Origin of the sequence: Actinacidiphila sp. DG2A-62, from assembly GCF_035825295.1 — a bacterium.
In the GTDB taxonomy this organism is placed as follows: Bacteria; Actinomycetota; Actinomycetes; order Streptomycetales; family Streptomycetaceae; genus Actinacidiphila.
This window is the reverse complement of record NZ_JAYMGI010000002.1, coordinates 895,133-919,789: the sequence shown is the minus strand read 5'-3', so window position 1 is coordinate 919,789 and position 24,657 is coordinate 895,133. Positions and strand designations below refer to the sequence as shown.

General features: G+C 75.0%; 24 protein-coding genes and 1 pseudogene. 8 read left to right on the top strand and 17 right to left on the bottom strand.

The features are described 5' to 3' along the window. Positions 1 to 1,388 precede the first annotated feature (1,388 nt). The 3 genes from VSR01_RS04390 to VSR01_RS04380 all read left to right on the top strand — a co-directional run bounded on the left by VSR01_RS04390 (position 1,389) and on the right by VSR01_RS04380 (position 6,004). Positions 1,389 to 1,976, top strand: a complete 588-nt coding sequence (locus VSR01_RS04390; RefSeq protein ID WP_326447967.1) for a hypothetical protein — start codon at positions 1,389 to 1,391, stop codon at positions 1,974 to 1,976. Further along, positions 1,973 to 4,987 (top strand): right-handed parallel beta-helix repeat-containing protein, encoded by a 3,015-nt coding sequence (locus VSR01_RS04385; protein WP_326447966.1) that lies wholly within the window; start codon positions 1,973 to 1,975, stop codon positions 4,985 to 4,987. The genes VSR01_RS04390 and VSR01_RS04385 overlap by 4 nt, the downstream gene beginning before the upstream one ends. Positions 4,988 to 5,071: 84 nt before the next feature. Then, complete coding sequence (locus VSR01_RS04380) at positions 5,072 to 6,004, top strand: RICIN domain-containing protein (protein ID WP_326447965.1); 933 nt, start codon at positions 5,072 to 5,074, stop codon at positions 6,002 to 6,004. An 87-nt stretch (positions 6,005 to 6,091) separates the two neighbouring features. Here VSR01_RS04380 and VSR01_RS04375 read toward each other — a convergent pair whose 3' ends face one another. Further along, complete coding sequence (locus tag VSR01_RS04375) at positions 6,092 to 8,455, bottom strand: GH92 family glycosyl hydrolase (RefSeq protein ID WP_326447964.1); 2,364 nt, start codon at positions 8,453 to 8,455, stop codon at positions 6,092 to 6,094. 293 nt (positions 8,456 to 8,748) lie between these two features. Between VSR01_RS04375 and VSR01_RS04370 the strand changes: the two genes are divergently transcribed. Both VSR01_RS04370 and VSR01_RS04365 read left to right on the top strand, forming a co-directional pair. After that, positions 8,749 to 8,910 (top strand): hypothetical protein, encoded by a 162-nt coding sequence (locus tag VSR01_RS04370; RefSeq protein WP_326447963.1) that lies wholly within the window; start codon positions 8,749 to 8,751, stop codon positions 8,908 to 8,910. A gap of 105 nt (positions 8,911 to 9,015) precedes the next feature. After that, positions 9,016 to 9,189 carry a hypothetical protein gene (locus VSR01_RS04365; RefSeq protein ID WP_326447962.1) on the top strand — a complete coding sequence of 58 codons (174 nt, stop codon included), beginning with the start codon at positions 9,016 to 9,018 and terminating at the stop codon, positions 9,187 to 9,189. 146 nt (positions 9,190 to 9,335) lie between these two features. Here VSR01_RS04365 and VSR01_RS04360 read toward each other — a convergent pair whose 3' ends face one another. Together VSR01_RS04360 and VSR01_RS04355 are read right to left on the bottom strand one after the other, a co-directional pair. After that, positions 9,336 to 10,523, bottom strand: a complete 1,188-nt coding sequence (locus VSR01_RS04360; RefSeq protein ID WP_326447961.1) for an alpha/beta hydrolase — start codon at positions 10,521 to 10,523, stop codon at positions 9,336 to 9,338. A gap of 194 nt (positions 10,524 to 10,717) precedes the next feature. Then, a complete protein-coding gene (locus VSR01_RS04355; RefSeq protein WP_326447960.1) occupies positions 10,718 to 11,872 on the bottom strand; it encodes an AraC family transcriptional regulator ligand-binding domain-containing protein in 1,155 nt (384 codons plus the stop codon). 256 nt (positions 11,873 to 12,128) lie between these two features. Here VSR01_RS04355 and VSR01_RS04350 point away from each other — a divergent pair. The 3 genes and pseudogenes from VSR01_RS04350 (at position 12,129) to VSR01_RS04340 (ending at position 16,036) form a co-directional block, all read left to right on the top strand. Beyond that, positions 12,129 to 14,602, top strand: a pseudogene (locus tag VSR01_RS04350) (molybdopterin oxidoreductase family protein). Continuing rightward, on the top strand, positions 14,599 to 15,087 hold the full coding sequence (locus VSR01_RS04345) for a hypothetical protein (RefSeq protein ID WP_326447959.1): 489 nt from the start codon (positions 14,599 to 14,601) through the stop codon (positions 15,085 to 15,087). The pseudogene VSR01_RS04350 and the gene VSR01_RS04345 overlap by 4 nt, the downstream one beginning before the upstream one ends. 232 nt (positions 15,088 to 15,319) lie before the next feature. Then, a complete protein-coding gene (locus VSR01_RS04340) occupies positions 15,320 to 16,036 on the top strand; it encodes a G1 family glutamic endopeptidase (RefSeq protein ID WP_326447958.1) in 717 nt (238 codons plus the stop codon). Between the two features lie 126 nt (positions 16,037 to 16,162). On the opposite strand, the gene VSR01_RS04335 is transcribed toward VSR01_RS04340, so the two are convergent. From VSR01_RS04335 to VSR01_RS04270, 14 genes are all read right to left on the bottom strand, one after another. Then, the gene (locus tag VSR01_RS04335) at positions 16,163 to 16,387 is read right to left on the bottom strand and encodes a hypothetical protein (RefSeq protein WP_326447957.1); all 225 of its coding nucleotides are present in this window, start codon (positions 16,385 to 16,387) and stop codon (positions 16,163 to 16,165) included. A gap of 32 nt (positions 16,388 to 16,419) precedes the next feature. Next, on the bottom strand, positions 16,420 to 17,262 hold the full coding sequence (locus VSR01_RS04330; RefSeq protein ID WP_326447956.1) for a hypothetical protein: 843 nt from the start codon (positions 17,260 to 17,262) through the stop codon (positions 16,420 to 16,422). A 109-nt stretch (positions 17,263 to 17,371) separates the two neighbouring features. Continuing rightward, positions 17,372 to 17,587 carry a heavy-metal-associated domain-containing protein gene (locus tag VSR01_RS04325; protein WP_326447955.1) on the bottom strand — a complete coding sequence of 72 codons (216 nt, stop codon included), beginning with the start codon at positions 17,585 to 17,587 and terminating at the stop codon, positions 17,372 to 17,374. Positions 17,588 to 17,769: 182 nt separating this feature from the next. Further along, positions 17,770 to 18,525, bottom strand: coding sequence for a hypothetical protein (locus VSR01_RS04320; protein WP_326447954.1), 756 nt, complete (start codon positions 18,523 to 18,525; stop codon positions 17,770 to 17,772). A 76-nt stretch (positions 18,526 to 18,601) separates the two neighbouring features. Beyond that, on the bottom strand, positions 18,602 to 19,012 hold the full coding sequence (locus VSR01_RS04315) for a gas vesicle protein K (RefSeq protein ID WP_326447953.1): 411 nt from the start codon (positions 19,010 to 19,012) through the stop codon (positions 18,602 to 18,604). Positions 19,013 to 19,106: 94 nt separating this feature from the next. Further along, entirely contained in the window at positions 19,107 to 19,373 is a 267-nt protein-coding gene (locus tag VSR01_RS04310) for a gas vesicle protein (protein WP_442785396.1), read from the bottom strand. Beyond that, on the bottom strand, positions 19,363 to 20,202 hold the full coding sequence (locus VSR01_RS04305) for a GvpL/GvpF family gas vesicle protein (protein WP_326447952.1): 840 nt from the start codon (positions 20,200 to 20,202) through the stop codon (positions 19,363 to 19,365). The genes VSR01_RS04310 and VSR01_RS04305 overlap by 11 nt, the downstream gene beginning before the upstream one ends. Then, positions 20,199 to 20,666: a gas vesicle protein gene (locus VSR01_RS04300; RefSeq protein WP_326453488.1), complete on the bottom strand. Its 468-nt coding sequence runs from the start codon at positions 20,664 to 20,666 to the stop codon at positions 20,199 to 20,201. The genes VSR01_RS04305 and VSR01_RS04300 overlap by 4 nt, the downstream gene beginning before the upstream one ends. A 30-nt stretch (positions 20,667 to 20,696) precedes the next feature. Further along, complete coding sequence (locus VSR01_RS04295) at positions 20,697 to 21,935, bottom strand: SRPBCC family protein (RefSeq protein ID WP_326447951.1); 1,239 nt, start codon at positions 21,933 to 21,935, stop codon at positions 20,697 to 20,699. Then, positions 21,928 to 22,575 (bottom strand): hypothetical protein, encoded by a 648-nt coding sequence (locus tag VSR01_RS04290; RefSeq protein WP_326447950.1) that lies wholly within the window; start codon positions 22,573 to 22,575, stop codon positions 21,928 to 21,930. The genes VSR01_RS04295 and VSR01_RS04290 overlap by 8 nt, the downstream gene beginning before the upstream one ends. Before the next feature lie 59 nt (positions 22,576 to 22,634). Then, a complete protein-coding gene (locus VSR01_RS04285; RefSeq protein ID WP_326447949.1) occupies positions 22,635 to 22,889 on the bottom strand; it encodes a gas vesicle protein GvpG in 255 nt (84 codons plus the stop codon). A 93-nt stretch (positions 22,890 to 22,982) separates the two neighbouring features. After that, positions 22,983 to 23,696, bottom strand: coding sequence for a GvpL/GvpF family gas vesicle protein (locus tag VSR01_RS04280; RefSeq protein WP_326447948.1), 714 nt, complete (start codon positions 23,694 to 23,696; stop codon positions 22,983 to 22,985). A gap of 3 nt (positions 23,697 to 23,699) precedes the next feature. Beyond that, on the bottom strand, positions 23,700 to 24,164 hold the full coding sequence (locus VSR01_RS04275; protein WP_326447947.1) for a gas vesicle structural protein GvpA: 465 nt from the start codon (positions 24,162 to 24,164) through the stop codon (positions 23,700 to 23,702). A 142-nt stretch (positions 24,165 to 24,306) separates the two neighbouring features. Further along, positions 24,307 to 24,600 carry a gas vesicle protein GvpO gene (locus tag VSR01_RS04270; RefSeq protein ID WP_326447946.1) on the bottom strand — a complete coding sequence of 98 codons (294 nt, stop codon included), beginning with the start codon at positions 24,598 to 24,600 and terminating at the stop codon, positions 24,307 to 24,309. Positions 24,601 to 24,657: the final 57 nt, after the last annotated feature.

Genomic DNA, 24,657 nt, shown 5'->3' with positions numbered 1-24,657 from the left:
ACCCCGTGGACCGAGGGCGCCGGCCACCCCTCCGGCCACCGCGTCGACACCGCCGGCATGCCCGACGGCCGGATCTGGGAGGACCGCTTCGACCCTGCGGCCGGCCCGAACGACTGGTACCACCCGAACCAGGCGGCGAACTGGCAGGTGGCGCGGGCCGGTTACGCCGACGGCACGGTCCGCGAGTTCAAGGTGACCGGCGGCCTCGCCGACCCGCACGTCTCGGTGCTCAAGGACCCGCACGGCGCCATCGTCGGCCGCACCGACCAATGGCCCGGCGCCGACGGCGCCCCGCACACCGTCGAGATGAGCGTCCCCAGCGGCAACACCCGCTGGAACTTCACCGGTTACGACGGCCGCGCCGACACCCGCTCGTGGTTCTGGACCGACCGCGGCGACGGCGCCGGCGCGCCCGCCACCGGACCGGTGAGGTACGGCCGCGGCTACAACGGCCCCACCCCGTACGACGACTCCTTCGTGCACTTCGAGCGCGGCCCGGCCGGCGACCAGGCGGTGCGGGTGCGCACCGTCCTGGACAGCCACTACGTCGACTCCTGGCGGGTCACCGACCCGGCGACCGGCGCGCACAGCTGGCAGTGGCAGAAGTTCGACCGGGCCGGACGGCCGGTGGACTACGGCGACGGCGCGCACGTACGGCAGTGGTGGGACCCCTCCCTGGGCGACGGGCGCGGCGGCTGGTCGAACACCTGGGTCGACGGCGCCACCCGCTTCCAGGACACCGTCGTGGCGCACGGCGCGGCCCCCGTCGTCGTCCGCGAGGTGCCCGCGACCGCGGTCAACGGCCGGGTCAGGGAGTTCCTCGGCGGCGGCGACCAGGCCCCGCCAGCCGGCACCTGGAAGGAGTTCGACCACGGCGCGGTGGTCAGGGAGCGCACGGCACTGCCCGGCGGCGGCTTCCTGGAGAAGGACAGCTGGCTCGGCCAGTGGCGGCACTACGACGCCGCGGGGCACGTCATCGCCCAGCGCACCGCGGGCGGCTTCGTCTGGGAGTCCGACGCCTTCGGCCGGTTCCACCTCACCGGCCGCGAGGTCGACTTCCGCGGCGCGTTCACCGAGCTGCGCGGCTGGGCCGGCGCATCCGCGAGGCCAACCGGCTCCAGTGGGACTTCGCCGGCTTCGACGCGCCGCGCCTGGGCGAGGCGCTGTACCAGCCGCAGTGGAAGCTCATCGCGGAGAAGGCCGCCATCGAGTTCTTCCAGGAGTTCATCCTGGAGTTCACCGCGAACCTCGCGATCAACGCGATCGTCGCCGACATCCAGAACAAGCCGTTCACCGGCAAGGACGCCCTCAAGGCGTTCGCCAACGCCTCGGTCAGCTCCGGGCTGAAGACCGCGGTCGGCACCCTCGTCCACGACAACCGCCTGGACATGCTCCGGCACAGCGGCGACTGGCGGATGGGCCTGGCCAACGTCGACGGCGGCAAGGGCTGGAACCGGCACCCGTTCAACCACGACAAGCACTGGTCCAACGAGTGGGCCGGCAACGAGACGCCGATCCGCTGGCGCGGCGGCACCTACGACTTCGCCTACAGCGGCGGCGTCAGCGTCCTCAGCGGCTGGGTCAACGGCAGCATGAACGCCGCCGTGTTCGGGGTCACCGACGCCGACGGCCACTCCGTGACGCTGTCCGGCGGCGCGGCCGCGCTCGACGGACTGATCAGCGCGGCCTCCTCGCTGACCGGCACGGTCACCACGGGACTCGGCAAGAACCTGGTGCTCAACGGTCTTGGCGCGCGGCTGTGGCACCGGCAGGGCTTCGGCGACTTCGTCGCGCAGTTCGCCTTCAAGCTGCCGGAGAAGATGACGACCTGGGCGCTGACCAACCTGTTCCGCGCCGACCTGCACCCGTCGTGGTACGTGCCGGAGCCCGCCCCCGTACCGGAACCGGCGCCAGTACCCACCCCGCAGCCCGCGCCGCGGCCGGGCCCCGACGGCGAAGGGACGCCGCAGACGTGACCGACCGCGTCCACACCGTCGCGCCCAAGGGCCGCGGCGCCCACCGCACGCTGACCGCCGCGGTGCGCGCCGCCCGGGCCGGCGACACCGTGCTCGTCGCGCCCGGCGAGTACCGCGAGAACCTCACCGTCGACCGGTCGCTGACGCTGATGACCGAGCACGGGCCCGGCAGCGTGGTGCTGCTCTCCGACGACGAGGAGACGCCCGCGCTCACGGTCACCGCCCGCACCTGTGCGGTGCACGGGTTCGCGGTGCGCGGCGGCGACGCGGCCGGCTCGTACACCCCGGCCGTGCTGGTCCTGGACGGGTCGGCGCTCGCGCTGCACGACTGCGCGGTCTCCGGCGGCGGCATCGAGGCGAAGGGCGCGGGACGCGGCGACGCGCACCCGGGCAGCCCGCAGGCCGATCCGGACTACGGCGTCGGCGGCGGGGACCCCTTCGGGACCGAGGACGGCGGCGGCGCGGGCGACGCCGGCGGCGCGGGCGGTTTCGGCGGCGAGGACGGTTTCGGCGGCTCCGGCGGCGCGGGCTCGGGCGGCCCGCGCGGTCGCGACGGCCTCGACCGGGGGAGCGGCCTCGGCGGTCTGCGCCGTCTCCACGAGCCGGGCGGCGGCCCGGCCGGTCCCGCGGGCCGGGACGACCCGGACGCCATGGACGGCCCGGCGCACCCCGCGCTGCTCCTCCAGCGCTGCCGCGTCACCGCCACCGGCGGCGCCGCCCTCCACCTGTCCGGCACCGCGAGGGGCCGCGCCGAGGACACCCGCGTCGAGGCCGCCGACGGCATCGGCATCCTGCTCACCGGCGCCGCCCGGTTCGCCGCCGACCGGCTGCGGCTGCTCGGCGCCACCGGCTCCGGCATCCGGGTCCGCCACCGCGCCGGCCTCGCGCTCACCGACTGCACCGTGCGGGACACCGGCGGCAGCGCCCTGCTCGCCGACGACGGCGGCCGGGTCGTCGCCTCCGGCCTGCGGATCGAGGCGCCCGGCGCGGTCGGCGTCCGGCTCACCGGCTCGGCCCGCGCCGAACTCGCCGACTGCCGGATCACCGGCGCCGCCACCAGCGGCCTGCTGGTCCAGGACGGCGCGCGGCTGACCGCCACCGGCTGCGCGGTCACCGGATCGCGCGCCAACGGCCTGCTGGTGCTCGGCGCCGCCGTCGCCGAACTCGTCGACTGCCGGGTCTCCGGCGCCGCGTTCAGCGCCGTGCACGCCGCCGACGAGGCCACCGTGCGGCTGCGCGAGTGCCGGATCGGCGACAGCCCCGAGCACGGCGTCCACGCGGTGGGCTCGGCCCGCGTCGAACTCGCCGACTGCGCCGTGGACGGCGCCGCGATGTCCGGCCTGCACGCCGCCGACCGGGCCGCCGTCACCGCCGGCGGCTGCCGGGTCGCCGGAGCCGGGACCGGCGTCCACGCGGAGTCGCAGACGCCCACCGTGCTCGACCACTGCGCGGTGCTGCGCGCCGGGACCATCGGCGTGCGGATCGCCGGCGGCGGCGCCGCGGCCCTGGAGCAGGTCAGGGTCGCCGGGCCCGGCGCGGCCGGCATCGTCGTCGACACCGGCGGCACGGCCCGGGTGCGCGGCGGCTCGGTCGAGGCCAGCGCCGGCTCAGGCGTGGTGGTGTGGACCGGCGCCGCCCCCGACGTCACCGGGCTGCTGGTCGACGGCTGCGCCAAGACCGGCATCTACCTCGCCGAGGGCGCCGGCGGCGTGTTCGCCTCCTGCGAGGTGGCCGGCTCCGGCTTCCCCGCCCTGCACGTCGCGCGCGACGCCGCGCCGCACTTCCGCCGCTGCCGGGTCCGCGACTGCGCCGAGGACCTCCGCCTGGAGGACGGCGCGCGGCCGGCCTTCGACGGCTGCTTCTCATACGGCGTGCGGCGGCCGAGCATGCCGCACACGGCCGCCGCGTCCGGCGGCCCCACGGGACCGGGCGGGCCCGTGGGCCCCGGCGGCCCTGGCGCCCCCGGGGGACCGGGCGGACCCGTACGGCCCGGTGGGCCTGGGGCGCCGGGCGGCCCGGTGGGCCCCGCGGGACCCGGCCACCCGCTCGGACCGGGCGCCCCCGGCGGCCCGACAGGCCCCGGCGGACCCGCGCCGTCCGCCGAGCCCGTGCCGTACGGCGGCGCGCCCGCCGCGCCGGCCGGGGACCCGGCCGGCGAATCGGCCGTCGGACCCGCCGAGCCCGTCGAGGAGGACCTGGACGACCTGCTCGCCGAACTCGACGCGCTGGTCGGCCTGGAGAGCGTCAAGCGCGATGTCGGCGCCCTGGTCAAGCTGATGCAGACGGTCCGGCGGCGGGAGGAGGCCGGGCTGCCCGCGCCGCCGCTCGGCCGCCACCTGGTCTTCGCCGGCAACCCCGGCACCGGCAAGACCACCATCGCCCGGCTCTACGGCCGCCTGCTCAAGGCGCTCGGCCTGCTGCGCCGCGGCCACCTGGTCGAGGTCGACCGCAGCGCCCTGGTCGGCGAGTACGTCGGCCACACCGGGCCGCGCACCACCGCCGCCTTCACCCAGGCGCTGGGCGGTGTGCTGTTCATCGACGAGGCGTACGCCCTCGCCCCCGCGCACATGGGCAACGACTTCGGCACCGAGGCCGTCGCCACCCTGGTCAAGCTGATGGAGGACCACCGGGACGACATCGTGGTGATCGCCGCCGGCTACCCCCACGAGATGGGCCGCTTCATCGCCTCCAACCCCGGCCTGGCCTCCCGGTTCAGCCACACCCTGACCTTCACCGACTACGACGACGCGGAACTGGTCTCGATCGTCGAGCACCAGGCGGCCGAGCACTGCTACGAGCTGACCGAGCAGGCGCGCACCGAACTCGCCGCCTTCTTCGGCCGGTTGCCGCGCGGCCGCGGCTTCGGCAACGGCCGCTCGGCCCGCCAGGTCTTCCAGGAGATGACCGCGCGGCAGGCCCAGCGGGTGGCTGAACTCGCCGACCCCACCGCGGAGGACCTGGTGCGCCTGCAGACCGAGGACCTGCCGCAGCAGGTGGCGGCGCACCTGTGAGGCACCTGTGAGACCGCCGCCCCGACCCGACCGCCGACCCGCACCCCACCCGCACCCCCGCCCCTCAGACCCCCGGAGTCACCCGTGACCGGCCCCGACCGCCCGAGCCGCTTCTCCGACACCTTCGCCCGCAACCCCGGCGACCCGCCCCGCGGACTGCTGCCCGGGGTCCGCGTCTGGGCGACCGTGACCGGCGCGGCCGCCGTGGTCGGCGCCGTCGTGCTGCTCGTCTCGCTGCTCACCGCCGGCTCCGGCGCCAAGGGCGGACCCGCGGCCGACACGGTCGCCGACGCCGCGCGGACCGCGGCCGTACCGTCCGCGACCCTCCCCGCCACCACGGCCGCCGCGAGCGCCACCACGACGACGCCCACGCCGTCCGCGACCACCGCGCATCCGGCCGCCCGCACCCACGCGCCCACCGCGCCGCCCGAGCACGTCTCCGGCGGCGGCGCCGGAGGCACCGGAGGCAGCGGCGGCTCCAGCGGCGCGGGCGGCACCGGCGGCTCCGCAAGTGGCGGCGGCACCAGCACCCGCACGACCACCACCCACCGCACGACGACCACGACCACCTCGAAGCCGCGCAGCGCCACCACCACCAAGGCGCCGACGCAGAAGGCGCCCGCCGCGCCCAAGCCGCCCGCGGGCAGCACGATCTACAACCCGCGGTCCGGCAAGTGCCTGAGCGGTTCGGCGGGTTCGGACGGCACCCCGCTGGAGCTGTGGTCCTGCAACGGCAACGTCAACCAGCAGTGGACGTTCGCCTCCGACGGCACGATCCGCACCAAGGGCCTGTGCATGGACGCGGCTTGGGGCGCCACCACCGACGGCACGGTGGTCCAGATCGCGTACTGCAGCGGCAACCCCGCCCAGCAGTTCACCCTCGGCAGCGACGGCCTGATCCACGCCGAGCAGTCCGGCAAGTGCGTCGACCTGTGGCAGGCGAACTCCGCGGACGGCGCGGCGGTCAAGCTCTACACCTGCACCGGGACGTGGGGCCAGCACTGGGCCCGCCGCTGATCTGTCGCTGATCCGCCGCTGTCCTGCCGCCGGCCCGGCGTCGAGGCGCGTGGTGCGGCCCCCGCGCGAGGGACCGCACCACGGGACTCAGTCCTGGGCCAGGGCGGGCGGGGCGGCGTCGACGCCCCAGTTAGAGGGCCGGTCGGACAGGCCCACCTGGATCGTGCCGGAGCGCAGCAGATCCGCGTGGGAGAGCCAACTGCGGTCCAGCGCGCCCCTGTTCGTGCGCACCGAGGACACGTACTGCAGCTTCGACGCGTCGGCGCCCGGGGCCTCGATCCTGATCGTCCGCCCGTGCGCCGGTCTGATCTCGACCTTGTCGAACATGGGCGCGCTGATCACGTAGGCCGCCGAGCCGGGCTGCGGCTCGAAGACGCCGGCCATGGCGAAGACGAGCAGCGACGAGGTCGCCCCGAGGTCGTCGTTGCCGGGCATGCCGTAAGGATCGTCGGTGAAGAGCGTCCGCAGCGCGCGCAGCACCGCCGAGGTCTTCCACGGCGCGCCCGTCCACGCGTACATCCACGGCGCGCTGAAGTCCGGCTCGTTGTTCGGGTTGAAGGCGAAGTTGTTGTGGTAGTCGTAGGCGCCGGTCACCCACGAGTCGGACGCCGCCTTCGCCGGGTCGGTGAGCACGGTCGGCAGGTCGAAGAACGTGTCGAGCCGCTGCTCGGCCTGCGCCCGGCCGCCCATCAGCCCGAACAGGGTCTGCGGGTCCTGCTGGGCGAGCCACTGGTACTGCCACGCGGTGCCCTCGTGGAACGGCGCGGTCTGGGTCGGGTCCGGGTCGCCGGCCACCGAGCCGTCGGCGTTCCTGGCGACCGGAAAGCCGGTGAAGCCGTGCGAAGTCACGCCGGTTTCCCACAGCTTGGTGAAGTTGTCGCAGCGCGAGGCCAGCGTCGCGGCCTGGTCCCGGTGGCCGAGCCGCTTGGCCATCGTGGACAGCGCGCAGTCGGCGAGCGCGTACTCAAGAGTGGCCGAGCCCGCCTGACGGCTGTCGCCGTAGGTGTAACCCGGCAGGTTTTGGTAGGCGACCCAGCCGTTGCGCACGTACGACGGGTTGCCGTCGCGGCCGCGGAAGATCGACTGGTCGGCGGGGACCTCGTTGACGTTCTTCCACAGCGCGTCGAAGAGCTGGTCGGCGGTGGTCCGGTCGAGCAGGCCGCGGTTGTAGATGTCGACGATCCACGGCGTGACCGGGTCGCCGCTCATGACGTTGGTCTCGCTGTTCGCCAGTGCCCAGCGCGGCAGCCATCCGCCGTCCTGGTAGATGTGCAGCACGGACCTGGCCATGTCGGCGGCCCGGCCGGGCTCCAGCAGGGCCACCAGCTGGTTCTGCGAGCGGTAGGTGTCCCACAGCGAGAACATCTGGTAGTACGTCGACGTCGCCCGGTGCACGGCGTCGTCGAAGCCGCGGTAGCGGTGGTCGACGTCGGAGCCGATCGCCGGGTCCAGCAGCGAGTGGTAGAGCGCGGTGTAGTACGTGCGCTGGTCGGCGGTGCTGCCGCCGGCCACCCGCATGCGGCCCAGCTCGTCCTGCCACGAACGGTGCGCGGCGTCGCGGGCCTTGTCGAAGGACGCGGGCTGCTCGGCCCCGCGGTTCAGCCGCGCGCCGTCGATCGAGGTGTACGACAGGCCCACCGACGCCCCGACCCGGCCGCCCTTGGCCGGGTCGAAGGTGACCCACGCGCCGGCCCGCGAACTGCCGCGGGAGGCGTCCCTCTTGTGCGCGGTGAGGGTGTCGTCGGTCCAGGTGCCGAAGCTCGCGAAGGGGCGGTCGAATCTCGCGCTGAAGAAGATCCGGTAGCGCTCCTTGCCGGTCTCGCCGCAGAAGTCGCCGCCCTGGAGCCACCCCTCCACGGTGTCGTCGCCGACCACGTGGACGTCGCCCGCGTAGGTGCTGCCGTTGCTCTGGCCGACCTCGATGAGCACGTTCTCGGCGCCCGACCCGGCGGGATAGGTGTAGCGCTGCTGGCCGGTGCGCTCGGTCGCGGTCAGCTCGCTGTGGATGCCGTTGTCGAAGGTCACGCCGTAGTAGCCCGGCGCGCGGGTCTCGTGGTCGTGGCTGAACTGCGCGGCGTAGCGCGCAGGGTCCGACGACGTGACGGCGCCGGTGGTGGGCATGAAGCGGAAGTTGCCCATCGTCTGGCAGCCGACGCCCGACAGGTGGGTCATGCTGTAGCCGAGGATGCTGTGCTGGGCGTAGTCGTAGGAGGCGTACTGGTTCAGCTGGGTGTCGGGGCTCAACTGCACCATGCCGAACGGGACCGCGGCGCCGGGGAAGGTGGTCCCGTCGCCGTTGTTGCCGATCGAGGTGTCGACCAGCGTGGTCGGGTCCTTCGCGAACGCCGGCCCTCGCTCGGCCGCGTCGGCGACACCCCCGGCCGCGGCGGAGGTCACGGTCACCGCGGTGGCCAGCGTCAGGGCGGCCAGCACGCGTTTCAACGTTCTCATGGCGATCCTTCCGTGCGACAACGTTGTCACTCTCGCGCGGTCGATCCTGGTCGCTTTGGTGCTGCGCAGTCAACTCCTGGGGCGGGTGTGGCGGGACGCGGCGGCGGCGCGGCGCGGCTCGCGTCGGCGGGCGATGGTGGGCAGCGCACCGCCGGGGCCGCGCTGGACTCGCGCGTCCGCCGGCGGGTGGGCGATGAGACACTCCGGGTGCGCCACACGCGAGCGGGGAGGGAACCGGGCCGGGGACGACCGGGCCGGCCGCGGCGGGCGGTGCGTCGAGGGGGGAAGGCGTCATGACGGAGAGTCGGACTCTGGCCGTCAGCGTGCTCATGCTGGGCGGCTGCGCGCTGGCGTCGCGCACGCTGCGACGCGGCGTGCCGTCCCGGGCGGCGCGCGCGGGCCTCACCGCCGCGGGGCTCTGCTTGTGCTGGCTCGCTGTGGTGTTGGCGCACTAGGCGGTGCACCCGGGTGCCGGCGAGCTGCCGGAGGCGCCCCGGAGGCCGGGGAGGGGGACGGTCGTGGCGGAGCCGGTTCCGCGGTGGCGCAGGGCTGTCGGGCATGTGAGGTTCGGCCTCAGCCTGCTGTGGTCGGTGTGGGCGGTGCTGAACGGCGACTGGGCGTACCGCGTCGTCGGCGGTGTGGGGGTGGCCGGGGGTGCGGGGATCATCGTCGCGGCGCTGCTGGAGCGTCACCCCGTCCGGTCGTGGGGCGCACGTCGGCGTCGTCGTTCCTGACCGCTCCCGGGGCCGTCGGAGCTCATGCGGTGTCCCGGCGCAAGCGCCGCGGGCTGCTCCCTGACCGTCCCCGGGGCCGCCGAAGCCGAAGCCCGGACGCTTCGGCCGGGGGAGCCACCGGGGCCGGTTCCGCGCCGCCCCGCGGATCAGCGGGCGGCGGGGGCGGGCGTGCGGCCGCCGGACGTGTCGAGCCAGTCGAGGATGACCTGGAGCGCCAGGCCCTGGTTGCCGATCTGGCAGTGGTTCTGGGCCTGTTCGGTCTCCGTGAAGATCCGCGCGGTGACCGAGCGCGCGGCGGGCAGCGTCAGCACCTGGTCGCCGAGCATGTGCAGCGGCACGTAGTGGTCCGCGGCGCCCGCCAGCAGCAGGACGTCCTGGGTGACGAGGGGCGACACCTCGTCGGTGCGGTACGCGCGCCAGGCCCTGAACAGCTCGGCCGGCGTCGCCGCGCCCATCACGCGCTTGCCCTGCCGGACGAACCACTGCGTCAGCAGGTCGTTCGCGCACGCCTCCTCGACGGCCGCGTCGAACACCGTCGCGGGGAGGGTGTCGAGGTTCGCCGTGATCGCGCCCAGACCGATGGACTGGAAGAGCTTGCCGGACGCTTCGAGGAGGGAGGGGAGGATGTCCCAGGCGATGACCCGGCTGACCCGGGGCTCGTACGCCGCCGCGTGCATGACCAGGCCGCCGCCGAGGGAGAAGCCCGCCAACGTCACGTCGGACAGGCCGAAGTGGTCCAGGACGGCGGCCACCGGCAGGTGCCACTCGGGGGTCATCGGGGTGCCCGCCTCCAGCACCGTGCCCTGGCCGGGGCCGTCGAAGACGACGGTGTCCAGCCCGGCGTCGCGCAGGGCGAGCGCCGCCGGGAGCCATTCCGCGATGTAGCTGTCGTAGCCGCCGAAGACGACGATCGCGCCGCGCGGCCGCCGCGGGGTGAAGCGGTAGGCGGTCAGCCGCGCCGCCCCGTACGGGACGAGGTGGCGGTCGGCCGCGGTGACCCGGTTCCCGGCCTCGGCGTGGGTGAGGAAGCGCTGCCCGGCGGGCTCGAACCGCGGGTCGTCCGGGTCGAGGAAGAACTGCGCCGCGCGGGCGTAGTACGCGGCCGGCAGGTGGCGTTCGGCGGCCAGCGCCTCGTCGCTGAGCGCCAGTATCTCCCGCGTCCAGTCGGAGTAGCTGTGGATGCGCCGTCCCGCGGCCCGCATCTCCTCCAGCATCCGCTCCTCGTTCGCCCAGCCGTAGAACCGGTTGAGCTGGAAGTTGAGCGAGACGTTCGGGTGCAGCGGGTGGTAACCCACCGGGAACCGCTCGACGATCTCCTGATCGGCGACTGTCATGTGCGTGCCTTTCGCTCGCGGTGATCTGCGTTCGATCATCGCGAGCCCGACCCGCCCGCCCGGAGGCTCCGGCGCGCCACGAGGCGGCTCCGGCGCGCCAATCTCACGGGCGGCGGCGCGCCACCCTCAGCGGTGGTGACGCGCCACCCGCACCTGTGGCGGCGACGTGCCGCTCTCACGGGTGTGCGGGGACCTCACAGCCCGGGGCCGGCGCGCCAGCGGTGCAGCGCGCCGCGCAGTGCCCGCGCGTCGGCGAAGCCCAGCCGCGCCGCGACCGCCGTCCGGCTCAGCCCCCGGGCCAGCAGCGCCGCGGCGCGCTCGCGGCGCACCTCGTCGACCAGATCGCTCCAGGTCGTGCCCTCCCCGGCCAGCCGGCGCTGCAGGCTGCGCGGGCTCAGCGCCAGCGCCCCGGCCACCTCCGGCAGCGACAGGCCGCCGTCGGCCAGATGCGCGGCGATCACCCGCCGGAGCCGGTCCGTGAAGGGCGAGGGGACCGCCCCGGCCGGCGCGGACGCCTGCGCCGCGATCACCTCGGCCGCGTGCTGCCGCAGGACGGCGCCGAGCCGGGGGTCGGCATCCGGCAGCGGCAGCGACAGGTCGGCGGACGCGAGGGTCATGGTGGTGGTCTCGGCGCCGAAGTCGATCCGGCGCGCGCCGAAGCGGTCGGCCAGCTCCCGGTGCCGCGGCGGAGCGGCGGAGGTCAGCCCGACGTGCAACGGGCGGATCTCCCGCCCGGCGACGTACCGCGCGCGGAACAGCGCCGCCGCGAGCGCGTACTGGCTGGCCACCGCGTCGACCTCGGGGTCGCCCGAGCGGATCTGGTAGGTGACGGTCCCCGGGCTCCCCGCGCCGCCGGTCAGCCGGATCTCGTTGGGGGCGGTGTTCAGCAGGGCCGCGTACCGCTCCATCACCCTGAGCGCCTCGGCGAGCGTGGGAGCGTTGGCGACCAGGTAGTCCATCAGCTGGAGCCGGCCCAGGCGCCACCGCCCGGCGGCCTTCACTCCCAGGCAGGGGTCGTCGGTCGCGACCAGCCCGAGCGACCACAGTCTGCTCAGGGAGGCGGTGGGGACACGGACCGTGTCGTCGGCCGGCAGGCGCCCCGCGGCGTCGGCCGGGCGGTCCGGCGCGGCGCCGTCAACGGGACGGTCCAGCTCCTCCGGACGGTTCAGCTCCTCCGGACGCGCCAGCTCCGCCGGCTTGCCGGGCCCCGCGCCGACCGGTCTCGCCCCGACCGGACTCGCCCCGCCCGGCCCCGCGCCGGCCAGCCCCTCCAGGCCGGCCGCGAGCAGCCGCAGTACGGACACGTGCGCCGTCGGCCCCTGCGGCGTCGTCGCGTCAGCCTCACGCATCACACCATCGTACGAGCACGGGCGTGATCGCCCACCGCGCGCCGGCTCCGCGCCGGCCCGCCCTCCGGCCCTCGCGACGACCGGTGCGCCGGCCCGCGCGACGCACGCGCGACCGCCCGCCGGGCATCCCGCCGATTGTCCGCCGGGCCCGCACGCCGGGAGCGGTCGCGCCCGCGGAAAGACCGTCGCCCCCGGGGCATGTGTCGCCCTGTGCGGGTACCCGTGGACCAAAGCTCAGGCGAGAGGCAGCGGACTGATGGAGTCGACGACGGATCGGATCGCGCGGCCGTGGGGTGAGCGCACCCCCTACGCGGCGGGCGGGCGATGGCCCGAGCGGGTGGACAGCTACCTGGCCGAGGGGGTGGACGCCTCGCAGGTCCGGTCGTGGGTGCGGTCGGCGTCGCTGCTGCACTCCAACGGTGACGCGATGGACATCGCGGTGGCCGAGGGCCGGATCGTGGGGGTGCGGGGCCGCGCCGAGGACCGGGTCAACCGCGGCCGCCTCGGCCCGAAGGACCTCTTCGGCTGGCAGGCGAACCACGCGGCCGACCGGCTGACGCGGCCGCTGGTACGGGAGGGCGACCGGCTGGTGGAGTCGGACTGGGACACCGCGATGAACCGGATCGTGGCCCGCTCCAAGGAGCTGCTCGCCGCGTCGGGGCCCGGGTCGATCGGCTTCTACACCACCGGCCAGCTCTTCCTGGAGGAGTACTACACCCTCGCGGTGCTCGCCCGCGCCGGGATCGGCACCAACCACCTCGACGGCAACACCCGGCTGTGCACGGCGACCGCCGACGAGGCGCTCAAGCAGAGCTTCGGCTGCGACGGCCAGCCGGGCTCCTACGAGGACGTCGACCACGCCGACGTGATCGCGCTCTTCGGGCACAACGTCGCCGAGACCCAGCCGGTGCTGTGGATGCGGATGCTGGACCGGCTGGAGGGCGCCGACCCGCCGCGGCTGCTGGCGGTCGACCCGCGGCGCACGGTGGTCGCCGCCCACGCGGCCGTGCACCTGGCGCCGCGGCCGGGCACCAACGTGGCGCTGATGAACGCCCTGCTGCACGAGGTGATCCGCACCGGCGCCATCGACGAGGAGTACGTCGCCGCGCACGCCGTCGGGTACGAGGAGCTGGCGAAAGAGGTGGACGCGTGCACCCCGGCGTGGGCCGCGGACGTCTGCGACGTGCCGGCCGCCCGGATCGAGGAGGCGGCGGAGCTGCTGAGCGGCGCCCGCAGGCTCCTGTCCACGGTGCTGCAGGGCTTCTACCAGTCGCACCAGGCCACCGCCGCGGCCGTGCAGGTCGACAACCTGCACGTGCTGCGCGGCATGCTCGGGCGGCCCGGCTGCGGCGTGCTGCAGATGAACGGGCAGCCCACCGCGCAGAACACCCGCGAGTGCGGCGCCGACGGCGACCTCCCCGGCTTCCGCAACTGGGAGAACGACGAACACGTGGCGGACCTCGCCCGGGTCTGGAACGTCGACCCGCTGACCATTCCGCACTACGCGCCGCCCACCCACGCGATGCAGATCTTCCGCTACGCCGAGCAGGGCAGCGTCAAGATGCTGTGGATCAGCGGCACCAACCCCGCGGTCTCGCTGCCCGAACTGGACCGGATCCGCTCGGTCCTCGGCAGGCCGGGGCTGTTCACCGTCGTCCAGGACCTCTTCGTGACCGAGACCGCGCAGTTCGCCGACGTGGTGCTGCCCGCGGCCACCTGGGGGAGAAGACCGGCTGTTTCACCAACGCCGACCGCACCGTGCACCTGTCGGACAAGGCCGTCGAGCCGCCCGGCCGGGCCCGCCCCGACCTGGACATCTTCCTGGACTACGCCCGCCGGATGGACTTCCGGGACAAGGACGGCGGGCCGCTGGTGGGCTGGCACGACCCGTCCTCGGCGTTCGAGGCGTGGAAGCGGTGCAGCGCCGGGCGCCCCTGCGACTACACCGGCCTGTCGCACGAACGGCTGCGGGCGGCGCCCAGCGGCATCCAGTGGCCGTGCGACGAGCAGCACCCCGAGGGGACCGAGCGGCTCTACGCCGACGGGGTCCGGTGGGCGCACCCGGACGCCTGCGAGTCGTTCGGCAAGGACCTGGTGACCGGGGCGGAGATCAGCGAGGTGGAGTACCGCTCGCTCAACCCCGACGGCAAGGCGATGCTGCGGGCCGCCGCGTACAGCCCGCCGCACGAGACGCCGTCGCGCGACCACCCCTTCTGGCTCACCACCGGTCGCACGCTGTACCACTTCCACACCCGGACCAAGACCGGCCGCGCGCCCCAGCTCGACGCCGCCGCTCCCGAGGTGTGGGTCGAGATGAGCGAGGAGGACGCGGCGGCGCTCGACCTCGCCGAGGGCGATCTGCTGGAGGTCGGCAGCCCGCGCGGCGCCGTCCGCGCCCGGCTGAGGATCAGCGCGGTGCGGCCCGGCGTCCTGTTCCTGCCGTTCCACTACGGCTACTGGGACCGGTCCGGCGGAGCGGCGGACCCCGCCGGGCCCCGCGCCGCCAACGAGACCACGATCACGGACTGGGACCCCGTCTCCAAACAGCCGATCTTCAAGACGGGCACGGCCGGCGTCCGCCTGCTGGAACGCGGTGACGGGCGCCCCGCGCCCGCGCCGACGACCACGGCCTCGGCCCCCGTGCGCGCGCGGGGCGTCCCGGCGACCGCCGGAGGCCCCCGGGCGCACGCGCACAGCAGTGTCCCCGGCGAGCGAGGAGGACGGTCGTGAAAGGCCTCGAACTGACACTGCGCGCCCTCCACCACGGCGAACGCTCCCTGGCGGACGACCTGCTGCGCGTCGCCGAACGCCACGGCGCCGAGCACGAGGTGCGCCACATCGCCACCGACCTCGCCCGCTGGTCGCAGGAGCACACCCGGCGCCTCGCCGACATCGCCGGCCACTACGGCCTCGACCTGTCAGGACCGCGCAGCCGGCCGCCCGGCCTGGTCGCCACGCTGCGGGAGAAAGCCGGCGAGGCCGTCGGCAGACGACCGGAGCCGGCCCTGCTCCTCCTGCACGACCTGCGCGAACTCCACCTGTCCGCCGCCGGGAACTCGCTGTACTGGGAGATGCTCGCGCAGGCGGCCCAGGCGTCCAGGGACCGCCGCCTGCTCGAACTGGCCGCGGACTGCCACCCCCAGACGCTGCGTCAGATGCGGTGGACCGACACCCTCGTCAAACAGCTCTCCGCGCAGGCGCTCACCAGCGTGTGACGCCGGAACGGACGAGGAAGGCCCGGGCGAAAGCCCGGGCCTTCCTCTGAGCGCGGGGTCTGTCGGTGCGGGGCCTGCCTGCGCGGGCCCGGACGGCGCCGCGGCACCCCGTGCCGAGAGCATATTGACAGGTGCATGGCGGTCGGTGATTCTGTACTGCCGCCCCAAATCCCCCACACGGCTCAGGGGTTGGCGCTTCGAGCATCCTGATCGTCCCCACGAAGGAGCCAGCATGCGCAGATTCCTGTCCCGCGTCGCCACCGTCGCGGTCGCGGCGGCCACCCTCGCCGCGCCCGCCGTGCCGGCCAGCGCGGCGGCCGCGACGGGGCTGTCCTTCCGCCCCCTGCACTACAACATCAACGGCTACAACTGGGGCGGGTACGCGGCCCAGGGCAGCGGCTTCACCTCGGTCTCGGCTGCCTGGACCGAGGCCAACGCGACCTGCAACTCCACCGACGACCTCTACGCCCCCTGGGTCGGCATCGACGGATACGGCTCGTCCACGGTGGAGCAGACCGGGGTGGCGACCGACTGCTCCAGCGGCAGCCCGGTGCACCAGGCCTGGTACGAGATGTACCCCGCGAACCCGGTCTACCTCAGCCGCACCTCGTACCCGGTGTCGGCCGGCGACCACATCACCGCCTCGGTGACCTACGCGGGAAGCAGCAAGTACACCCTGAAGCTGACCGACTCCACGCGCGGCTGGACCTACACCACGTCCAAGTCCCTGTCCGCCCAGCGGACCAGCGCCGAGGTCATCATCGAGTCGCCGACCGGGGCCTACCCGAACTTCGGCACCCTCACCTTCACCTCGGCCACGGTCAACGGGAGTTCGCTCGGCTCCTTCAACCCGGTCGCGCTCGACCCGTCGAACGGCGCCTACGAGGCCCGGACCAGCGCGCTCGGCTCCAGCGGCACCAGCTTCAGCGAGACGTACCTGCGGGAGTAGCGGCAACGGCGCTGGGGCGTCCGCCCGCCCCAGCGCACGCAGGCGAGGGAGCACCGGACACCGGCCCGGCGGCCGTGGCCGGTCAGGCGCCGGTCGCCGGGCCGCCGGTCGCCGCGTCGGACGGGGTCAGTCGCCGGTCGCCGCGTCGTCGTCGCCGGTTCCGGCGTGCTTTCCGGCGTGCTTCGGCGGGTGCTCCTCGTCGGTCACGTCGCCTTCCTTCGGCGGACCCGTGGTCCACGCCACGGGGGGCGTGGGGGCGGTGATCGTCTGCGGCTCGTCGGAGTCCGGGCGGGTGCTCGGCTGGGAGCCGGGGGCGTGGGGCGTCTTGACGTCGTCGTCGTGATCGGTCATGACGTGCGCGTTCCCCGCTTTTCCCGGTGGATTCATCGCCGCCCGCCGGCGCAGGCGTTCTGGACCGACAGGGAGCCGGAGGTCACGGTCAGGGCGACCCGGTGGGCGGCCCCCGAGGCGCGCGGGACCCCCACCCGGACGTTCGCGGAGGCCGCCGCGGTCGTCACCGCGTAGCCGCCGTCGACCTGCGGGAGCCGGACCGCGACGGAGGCCGAGGAGGCGTGCAGGTCGAGGTCGGCCGGGGCGTCCGCGAAGCCGAGGTCGGCGCTGCCGGACACCACGTTCACGTCGGCGTGCGGGGAGCGCAGGCCGCGCACGGTGAGCTGGAGGGACGCGGCGTCCAGGTCGAGATCGCCGCCGAGCCCGTCGATGACGGTCGACCCCGACGTCTGGCGCATCCGCAGCGCGGTGTGCTCGGGCACGGTCAGTCGCAGGGTCCCGGCGCAGGGCGCGGGGCCGTCGTCGTCCAGGCAGCGGACGGTGAGGGTGCGGCCGCCCGGCCCGGCGCCGTCGCCCGCGGTGCTCATCGTGCCCTGGAGCGGCGCCGAGGTGCCGTCCTGGCGGTGGAAGCTGCCGCTCACCGTGTCCGCGTCGGGATCGGCCGTCACCTGCACGCTGCCCGACACCCCGTCGAGGACGACGGTCCCGGCGTCGCCGGCCCGGAAGGGCGACGCGCCACGCGCCGACAGGCCGGACAGCCCGGCCGCGGGCCCGTGGTCGGAGTGGCCGCCGGTGTTCCCGGTCAGCACCACGGCCGCCACGACGCCCAGCGCCACGATCAGCACGCCGGCCAGCACCGCCGGCCGCGCGGGCCCCGGTCCGCCCTCCCGCCCCGTCCCGCGCTCCGGGCGCGGCTCCTGCTCTTCAGCGTCCATGCCGGGCGTTTTCCCCGCCCTTCCGCCGCACGCCTGCGCCTCGCGCGCCACCGGCCACGCGCCGTCCCGGGCGGGCACGGCCCGGCCGGGACGGCGCGCCGTCGCGGCGTCAGAGGGCGACAGGGGTGGCCACCTCGTATCCGGCCTCGGTGATCGCCGCGCGCAGGAGGGCGTCGTCGAGGTCCGTTCCGGCGACGGTGACCGCGCCCGCCGCGACGTCGACCGTCACGTCCGCCACTCCGGGCACGGCGGTGAGTCCGCGGCGGACGCTGTCCGCGCAGTGCCCGCAGGTCATGCCGGTGACGAGGTAGTCCTTGGTGCTCATCGCGCCGCTCCTGGTGTCCGGGAGGCGCGTGCCGCGCCTCCGGTCGTGGTGTGACGGGGCCGGTCGGCGCCGTCACACCACCCGTCGGTCCGCGGCGGCGCCGGGTTCCCCGGCGCGGCGTCCTTCACCCCGTCGGCGCACACCCGTGCTGCGGGCGACGGGGCGGGAGCGGGCGAACGGCCTCAGAGACGGCCGCCGGTGGCGCGGGTGAGGGGCCCGAAGGCGTGGTCCACGGACTTGCGCCCGACCGTGTAGCCGACCGCGACGAGGCCGGCGGCGGTCGCTCCGGCGCCGGCCACGACCGCCCCCTTGAGGTGGAGGAGCCGGTTCAGGGCCAGCACGCCCGACGTGGCGGCCTTCGGGAGCGAGGCGACGGCGCGCCGACCCGCGTCCAGCCGGGCGGCGGCCGTGCCGGCCACCGCGCGCGCCGTGTCGCCGCCGGCGCTCTTGGCCGCCGCGACGGTGGACTTCGCGGTGTGCGCCGCGTCCGTGACGGCCGAGTCGCCGGCCGCGCTCGACGCCGCCTTCGATGTCGTCTTCGACGTCGCCTTCGCGGCGCGCTGCGCCGTGCTCCCGGCCCTCGTGCCGCCGCTCGCCGTGCCGCCGCTCGCCGTGCCGCCGCTTGCCGCGCCGCGGCTCGCGTCGCCGGAGCGGGCCGCGGTCGTGGAGGCCGCCGGCTTGCGCGCCGCGGCCTTGCGGGTGGTCGGCTTGCGGGCGCCGGCCTTGCCGGCCGTGGCCTTCCTGGCGGCGGACGTGCGCGCGGGGCCGGTCTTCTTCGCCGACCCGCCCGACGTGCTGGAACCGCCGGTCCTCCCGGACCGGGAGGACGCCGGGGCGCGCGTTTCCGTGCCGCTCTCGGCCGCGGTCCCACGGCTCTTCGCCGCGCCGGAGGACGAGGTGTCCGGTTCGTTTCGCGAGGTGCTCTTGTCGTCGTCCATGACACTTCGTCTTACCGCTCACCTGTTCGCAAACCCCTTGCCGGGCCCGCGCGTCGCCGTCACGGCCGGACCGCCCTCACCCGTCGTACGGCAGCAGCGAGCCGAGCGGCCCGAGGTCCAGGTTGAGATCGGCCATCGTCAGCCCCTGCTGCGCGCACAGCTCCCGCATGCGGTCGTGCAGCACCATGAGAGTGCGGCCGATCCGCTCCTCCTGCTCCTCGCTCAGGTCGCCCTTGTCGACGCGATGCAGGGCGGACCGCTCCATGAGCTGCCGCAGCAGCTCGACCAGCGTCAGCACGAGCTTCATCAAGTCGCGCTCCACGGTGTCCGGGTCGGTGTCCAGCCGGGCGGCGAGCCCCGTCCCCGCCCGGGACGCGGCCCGGGTGACGGCCTGGGACGCGGCCGCGGCCAGCTCCTCCCACCCGGCGTCGCCGGCCGCAGACACGGCTTCTTCGTCGGCCGCCGGCACGGCTTCCCCGTCGGTCATCGACACGGCCTCCCCTCGGTGGCACGGCCCGCGGCACGAGCATGGACGCGACCCGCGGCCCGCGCATGGACACGACCCGCGTCCGGCGGGTGGATCAGGCCCACGGCGACGGCGCGTCGGGGCCGAGGGAGCGGATCACGGCCCGCAGGTCGATGTGGACCAGGTCCACGTCCGCGATCGACAGGACGATGTCGCCCGTCAGCACCGCGCCGCCGTTGAGCAGCCGGTCCAGCAGATCGATCAGCGCGACCTGCCGCCCCACCGGCGCGGGTTCGTACGCCGGCACCCGCGATGGCGGCGAAGGCGGGGACGGGAGCGTGCGGTCCGCCCAGGACGCGCCGCCCGGCTCGTCACGGCCCATCGACCGCTCCGTCCTGCGCGGTGGCGAACGAGTAGGGGGCCCACGGGCCCGTCACCTCCACCCGGACGCCGGGACGCGTGGCCCCCAGCGCCTCCATCGCGGCGGTGAACGCCTCCTGCCGCGCGCGGGGCACCAGGAACGCCAGGTTGGCGACGTTCTCGCCCGGCCCCGAGGCGAGGGCGCCCTGCTGGGGCCGGTGGCGGGCGTGCGCGGTGGCGAACGCGGAGGCGCGTTCCACGACGCGCTGCACCATCGCCTCGGCCTCCGCGTACGCGCGGCGCGCGCCGTCGCGCTGGGCGCGGCGCCTGCGCAGGTAGTCCATGCCCGGGCCGCCCGCGCGGCGCGCGCCCTCACCCTCGGCGCCCTCGGGCCGGGCGGGCGAGGGCGGAGATCCCGCCGACCGCGGATCGGCGTATACCTTGACGCCGAACTCCCGGTGCCCCTCCAGCGAGTCGAGCAGGGCGGAGAAGCCGCCGGCCTCCGTCGCCAGCATGCCGCGCACGCCCGCGTCGTCGGCGTAGACGCACGCCAGCCGCATCGGCAGCACGGTCACCGCGTCGAACGCGGCGGCCACCACGCCGTGGTGTCCCCGCGCCAGCTCCTCCAGCGCCGCCAGGTCGTCGAGCCGCCGCTTCAGGCCCTCCTCGCCGAACCGGTCGGCCGGGACGTCGCACACCAGCGCGCCCAGGCCGCCGGATTCCACCACCCGCAGCGGCGCGCCGCCGTGCCCGGCGGCGCCGGACCGTCGCGCCACCGCGTCCAGGGCCGCCACGTCGCGGCCGACCGCGTACACGTAGACGAGCGTCGCCGTCCGGGTCGGCGCGCTCATCGGTCCGCCTCCCCGGAGTCGTCGCGGCCGGCGCGCAGCCGCGCGACCTCGGCCCGCAACCGCTCGATCTCCGCGCTCTGGTCGGCGTCCCGGTCGGCGCTCCCGCCAGCGCCGGCGTCCTGGTCGGCGCCCGGCTCACCGGGGAGGGCGCCGGCCGAGCCGCGGCCGGCCGGCACGGCGTCGGAGCCGCGGGAGCGGGAGCCGTCCGCCACCGCACCGCCGCCGTGGGCGCCCGACGACAACGACGGGTCGTGCTCCCACCAGTCGATGCCCATCTCCTTCGCCTTGTCCACGGACGCGACGAGGAGCCGCAGCTTGATCGTGAGCAGCTCGATGTCGAGCAGGTTGATCTGGATGTCGCCGGCGATGACGATGCCCTTGTCGAGCACCCGCTCCAGGATGTCGGCCAGGTTGGCGGTGCCGGCGGCCTGGCCGTAGGGGGCCGCGGCCATGGGCGACCCCATCCGCTCGGCCATCGATCCGTTCACGTGGGATCAGCTCCTTCCGCGCCCGGTGCGCGCCCCGGCCCGCCGCCGGCCGCCCTCCTCGGCCGGCTCTTCTTCCTCGTCGGGGTCGTCGGTGTCCTCGACAGGCTCGGCGTCCTCGTCCTCGGCGTCCTCGGCGGCCTCCACGTCCTCCTCGGGGAAGTCGTCCTCGGCCGGCTCGTCCTCGGGCAGCTCGTCCTCGTCCGGCTCGGCGTCCTCCGCCAGGTCCTCGTCCGCGAACTCGTCGTCGTCCGCGTACTCCTCGTCGGGGAGCTCGTCCTCGGCCGCCTCGTCCTCCGGAGCCTCGTCCTCCGCGGCCTCGTCCTCGGGGAGCTCGTCCTCGGGGGGCTCCTCCTCGCGGGGCTCGTCGTCCCTGGGCTCTTCGTCACGGGCCCCGGCCGACGCCTCCTCCTCGCGGACCGCGTCCTCGTGGTCCACGACGACCTCTCCGTCGCGGATCTCGCCGCGCCAGCCGTCCGGCGCCTCGCCGCGCAGCATCACGAACGTGCGGTAGCGCTTCAGGTCGAGCCGGGCACGGCGGCCCTGGGCGCGCCAGATGTTGCCGGTCTTCTCCATGAAGCCCTTGGGGAAGTACTCCAGGACCAGCAGCACCCGGGTCAGGTCCTCGGTGAGGGGGTGGAAGGTCACGGCCCCGCGGACCGTCCCCTTGGCCCCTTCCGTGGTCCAGGCGATCCGCTCGTCCGGCACCTGCTCGGTGACGTTGGACCGCCAACTGCGGGTCGACTTGGCGACCTTCACCTTCCAGTTGGCGGACGTGTCGTCGACGCTCTCGACGCTGACGACGCCCTTGGCGAAGGTGCTGAACTCCTGGAACTGCGTCCACTGGTCGTACGCCTCGCGCACCGGGACGCCGACGTCGATGTCCTCGACGATCGTGACCCGCTTGGCGCCGCCTCCGCCTCCGCCGCTCTTGCGTCCCTTGCCGAAGATCTCCTTGGCCTTCCCCTTCAGGGTCTCCTTGAGGTGGCTCTTGCCGGCCGCGGCCAGCGCCCGCGCCGGGGAGCGGCCCTCGTCCAGCGCCTCGCGTCCCTTGGCCACCGCCGTGGACGCCGCGCCGCCGCCGGACTCGCCGAGCCGGTTGAGGCCCTGGCCCAGTCGGTCGCCGAGGTCGCTGACCGTCTTGCGGGCGCGCGCCTGGAGGTAGCCGGACAGCTCCTCCTTCAGCCGCTGCGCCTCGGGGGTCTCGGTGAGCGCGCCCTTGAGGGTGCTCAGCTTCGTGTCAGCCACGGTCGCCTCCCCTGCCGCCCGTGCCGCGGGTGGCCCGGGTCGTCCGCGAGGCCGCGCCGCGCGCCGTGCCCGCCGCCTTGCGGCCGGACGCCGACGCGGACTTGCGGGCGGACGACGCCGAGGAGCGGGCGCCGTCCGCCCGCCCGGAGGCCGACCCGGCGGTCTTCTTCGCGGGGCGCTTCGCGGCCTTCTTGGCCGTCTTCTTCGCGGTCCGCCCGGCGGTGGTGCCGCGGCTCGGCGCGGCGTCCCGCCCGCCGTCCCGCTGGGCGTCGTCCTCGGTGTCGTCGCCGGCCCGGTCGGCCCGGTCGGCCTCGTCGGCTCCCTCGGCCTGCGCGGCCTCGTCGGAGCCCGGACCCAGGCCCTGCGTACGGCTGTGCAGCGAGTCGGCGATGCTCCCGACGCGCTTGGTCAGCGCGTCCTTGGCCGCGCTCTTGGTCGCGGTGAGCAACTGCTCGCCCGCCTGCCCGCGCAGTTCGCCGAGCACGGGCGAGCCCGCGAGCGCCTTGCCCAGCGCCGCCGGGTTCAGATCGAGCTTCTTGCCGGCCAGGTACATCCCCAGGCCGAGGGCGAGTTTGGCCTTCTTCGTCCGTCCCAGGACGTAGCCGCCCGCCAGGGCGATCCCTATCTTCGCATTCGTCATCACGTGCCTTGCGCTTCCTTGTCGTCGCCGCGGCCCGTACGGCCGCGGGCGGTGGTGGTTCAGTCCGGGGGGAGCGACCGGGAGCGCGCCTCCAGCCACTCCAGCCGGTCGAGCAGCTCGTCCTCGCGCCGGTCGAACTCCTCCTCCCCGATGCGTCCGTCGAGCAGCTCCTGTTCCAGCCGGACCAGCGCCTCGCGTACCGGCGCGGGGTCGTACAGCTCCCGCTCGGCCTGCGTGACCACCTGGTCGACGACCCACATCGCGCCGCGTACCGGCGCCAGCGGCAGGGTGAGCAGCCCGGTGACGAGTCCCATGGCGTGGAGACCTTCCTGGAGGGTCGGGGGCGCGGCGGCCGGACCGGCCGGAGGAACGGCCGGCGGCCGGGCGCCGGAGAAGGACCGGGCGGGTCAGACGAAGCTGTACGGCGGCAGCGGCCCGTGGGTGCGGAAGGCGTAGCCGTCGCCGCGGCGCTCCGCCTCCTGGTGCACCGCCTCGACGAACGCGGCGGCCCGGTCCCGGGACACCAGGAAGGAGACGTTGAGGAACGCGTCGCCGGTCGCCTGCCCCACGGTGCAGCGCACCGCGGACGGCGCGAGGCCGGCGACGATCCGCTCGGCGTCCTGCTCGTGCCGCGCCTGGACCTGGTGGGCCAGGAACTCGCCCAGGGCCATCTTCCGGTTCGGGTCGTCGGGCCGCTCGCGGCTGAGCGCCTGGAGCCGGCGGGCCTCGGGGACCTCCGCGAGGATCTGCCGCAGCAACTCCTCCTCGACGCGCGTCACCTTGACGTTGTACTCGCGGCAGCCGTCGAGTTCGCGCAGCCGGTCGGCGTACTCGCCGGCCTTCTCGCGGACCGCCTCGACCGCCCGGCCGTCGTCGGGAGCGACCAGACCGAAGCGCATCGGCAGCACCGGTCCCTGCTCCAACAGGCGCTCCAGCACGCCCTGGTGGGCCACCACGTCGCGCCGCTTGGCGCGCAGGCCCTCCGGCGCGTCGCTGACCACCAGCTCCAGCTCGTCCGCCCGCAGCGTCCTCAACTCGCGTGCCGGATCGCCGACACCGCCGGCGCCGTCCAGGTGCAGCGGGTGCTCACGGCCGGCGATCGCGTAGACGTAGGTGGCCACGGCTCACTCTTCCCTGCGTCGGGTCGCGGTGCGACGGCCGGCGCCCGACGAGGACGACGAGGAGGAGGACGCGGACTTGCGGCGCCCGCTCTTCTCGTCGTCGGAGTCGTCGTCGCCACCGTGCAGCGACTCGGTGATGGCTTCGACGGCGCCGCTCAGCGCCCCCTTGGACTTCCCCTTCGCGCCGGACTCGGTGGCCTCGCCGACCAGGTCCGTCAGCTGCGAGGGCGCCTTGCGCCCGGACTCCAGGTCGAGCCGGTTGCAGGCCTCGGCGAAGCGCAGATACGTGTCCACACTCGCCACCACGATGCGGGCGTCGATCTTGAGGATCTCGATCCCGACCAGGGACACCCGGACGAAGGCGTCGATCACCAGGCCCCGGTCGAGGATCAGTTCAAGTACGTCGTAGAGATTGCCCGAGCCCCCTCCACGGGACACGGACGAGCTGCTCTGTGCGACGACACTCACGTCGGATCATCTCTTTCCTGTTCCGTTGCGTAGCGCCTCCGGGACCGGGCCGCTCGGGGACCGGCCGGGGGAGGCGCGCCTTGGCGCGGCTGTTGCCGCCGCCGTACGGACACGTCGGTCCGTCGGGCCCGCGAAGCACCGGTCAACGGTCCACCTGGCCCCTGGAGTAGCGGCGGATCCGCTCGTAGCCGACGACCTCTCCCCTCGCGTCCGCGTCGACGCGGTAGGTGGCCATCACGCTCGTGGTCTCGGGGATGCGCTCCAGTTCGACCACTTCGAGGTGCGCCCGCCAGCCCTGCTCCGTGGACTCCACCGCGGACACGCCCGCGGGCTGGAGCCCCAACATCTCGCTCATCTGCCGGGTGATGGTGCGCATGACCTCGGGCATGGAAGCCCGGGCCTCGGCGTCAGTGCTGCTGCTGTCCTTTGTCGTCATGCCTCGTCCAGACGGATCGGGCCGGCCGGAGACCGGACCGTGCGGGTCACGGTTGCA

Bases quoted from the DNA above. Each gene is read 5' to 3' on its own strand.
- VSR01_RS04390 (WP_326447967.1), top strand. From the start codon at position 1,389: ATGCTCCGGCACAGCGGCGACTGGCGGATGGGCCTGGCCAACGTCGAC.
- VSR01_RS04375 (WP_326447964.1), bottom strand. From the start codon at position 8,455: ATGAGAACGTTGAAACGCGTGCTGGCCGCCCTGACGCTGGCCACCGCG.
- VSR01_RS04370 (WP_326447963.1), top strand. From the start codon at position 8,749: ATGACGGAGAGTCGGACTCTGGCCGTCAGCGTGCTCATGCTGGGCGGC.
- VSR01_RS04360 (WP_326447961.1), bottom strand. From the start codon at position 10,523: ATGACAGTCGCCGATCAGGAGATCGTCGAGCGGTTCCCGGTGGGTTAC.
- VSR01_RS04355 (WP_326447960.1), bottom strand. From the start codon at position 11,872: ATGCGTGAGGCTGACGCGACGACGCCGCAGGGGCCGACGGCGCACGTG.
- VSR01_RS04340 (WP_326447958.1), top strand. From the start codon at position 15,320: ATGCGCAGATTCCTGTCCCGCGTCGCCACCGTCGCGGTCGCGGCGGCC.
- VSR01_RS04335 (WP_326447957.1), bottom strand. From the start codon at position 16,387: ATGACCGATCACGACGACGACGTCAAGACGCCCCACGCCCCCGGCTCC.
- VSR01_RS04330 (WP_326447956.1), bottom strand. From the start codon at position 17,262: ATGGACGCTGAAGAGCAGGAGCCGCGCCCGGAGCGCGGGACGGGGCGG.
- VSR01_RS04325 (WP_326447955.1), bottom strand. From the start codon at position 17,587: ATGAGCACCAAGGACTACCTCGTCACCGGCATGACCTGCGGGCACTGC.
- VSR01_RS04320 (WP_326447954.1), bottom strand. From the start codon at position 18,525: ATGGACGACGACAAGAGCACCTCGCGAAACGAACCGGACACCTCGTCC.
- VSR01_RS04315 (WP_326447953.1), bottom strand. From the start codon at position 19,012: ATGACCGACGGGGAAGCCGTGCCGGCGGCCGACGAAGAAGCCGTGTCT.
- VSR01_RS04310 (WP_442785396.1), bottom strand. From the start codon at position 19,373: ATGGGCCGTGACGAGCCGGGCGGCGCGTCCTGGGCGGACCGCACGCTC.
- VSR01_RS04305 (WP_326447952.1), bottom strand. From the start codon at position 20,202: ATGAGCGCGCCGACCCGGACGGCGACGCTCGTCTACGTGTACGCGGTC.
- VSR01_RS04300 (WP_326453488.1), bottom strand. From the start codon at position 20,666: ATGGGGTCGCCCATGGCCGCGGCCCCCTACGGCCAGGCCGCCGGCACC.
- VSR01_RS04290 (WP_326447950.1), bottom strand. From the start codon at position 22,575: ATGACGAATGCGAAGATAGGGATCGCCCTGGCGGGCGGCTACGTCCTG.
- VSR01_RS04285 (WP_326447949.1), bottom strand. From the start codon at position 22,889: ATGGGACTCGTCACCGGGCTGCTCACCCTGCCGCTGGCGCCGGTACGC.
- VSR01_RS04270 (WP_326447946.1), bottom strand. From the start codon at position 24,600: ATGACGACAAAGGACAGCAGCAGCACTGACGCCGAGGCCCGGGCTTCC.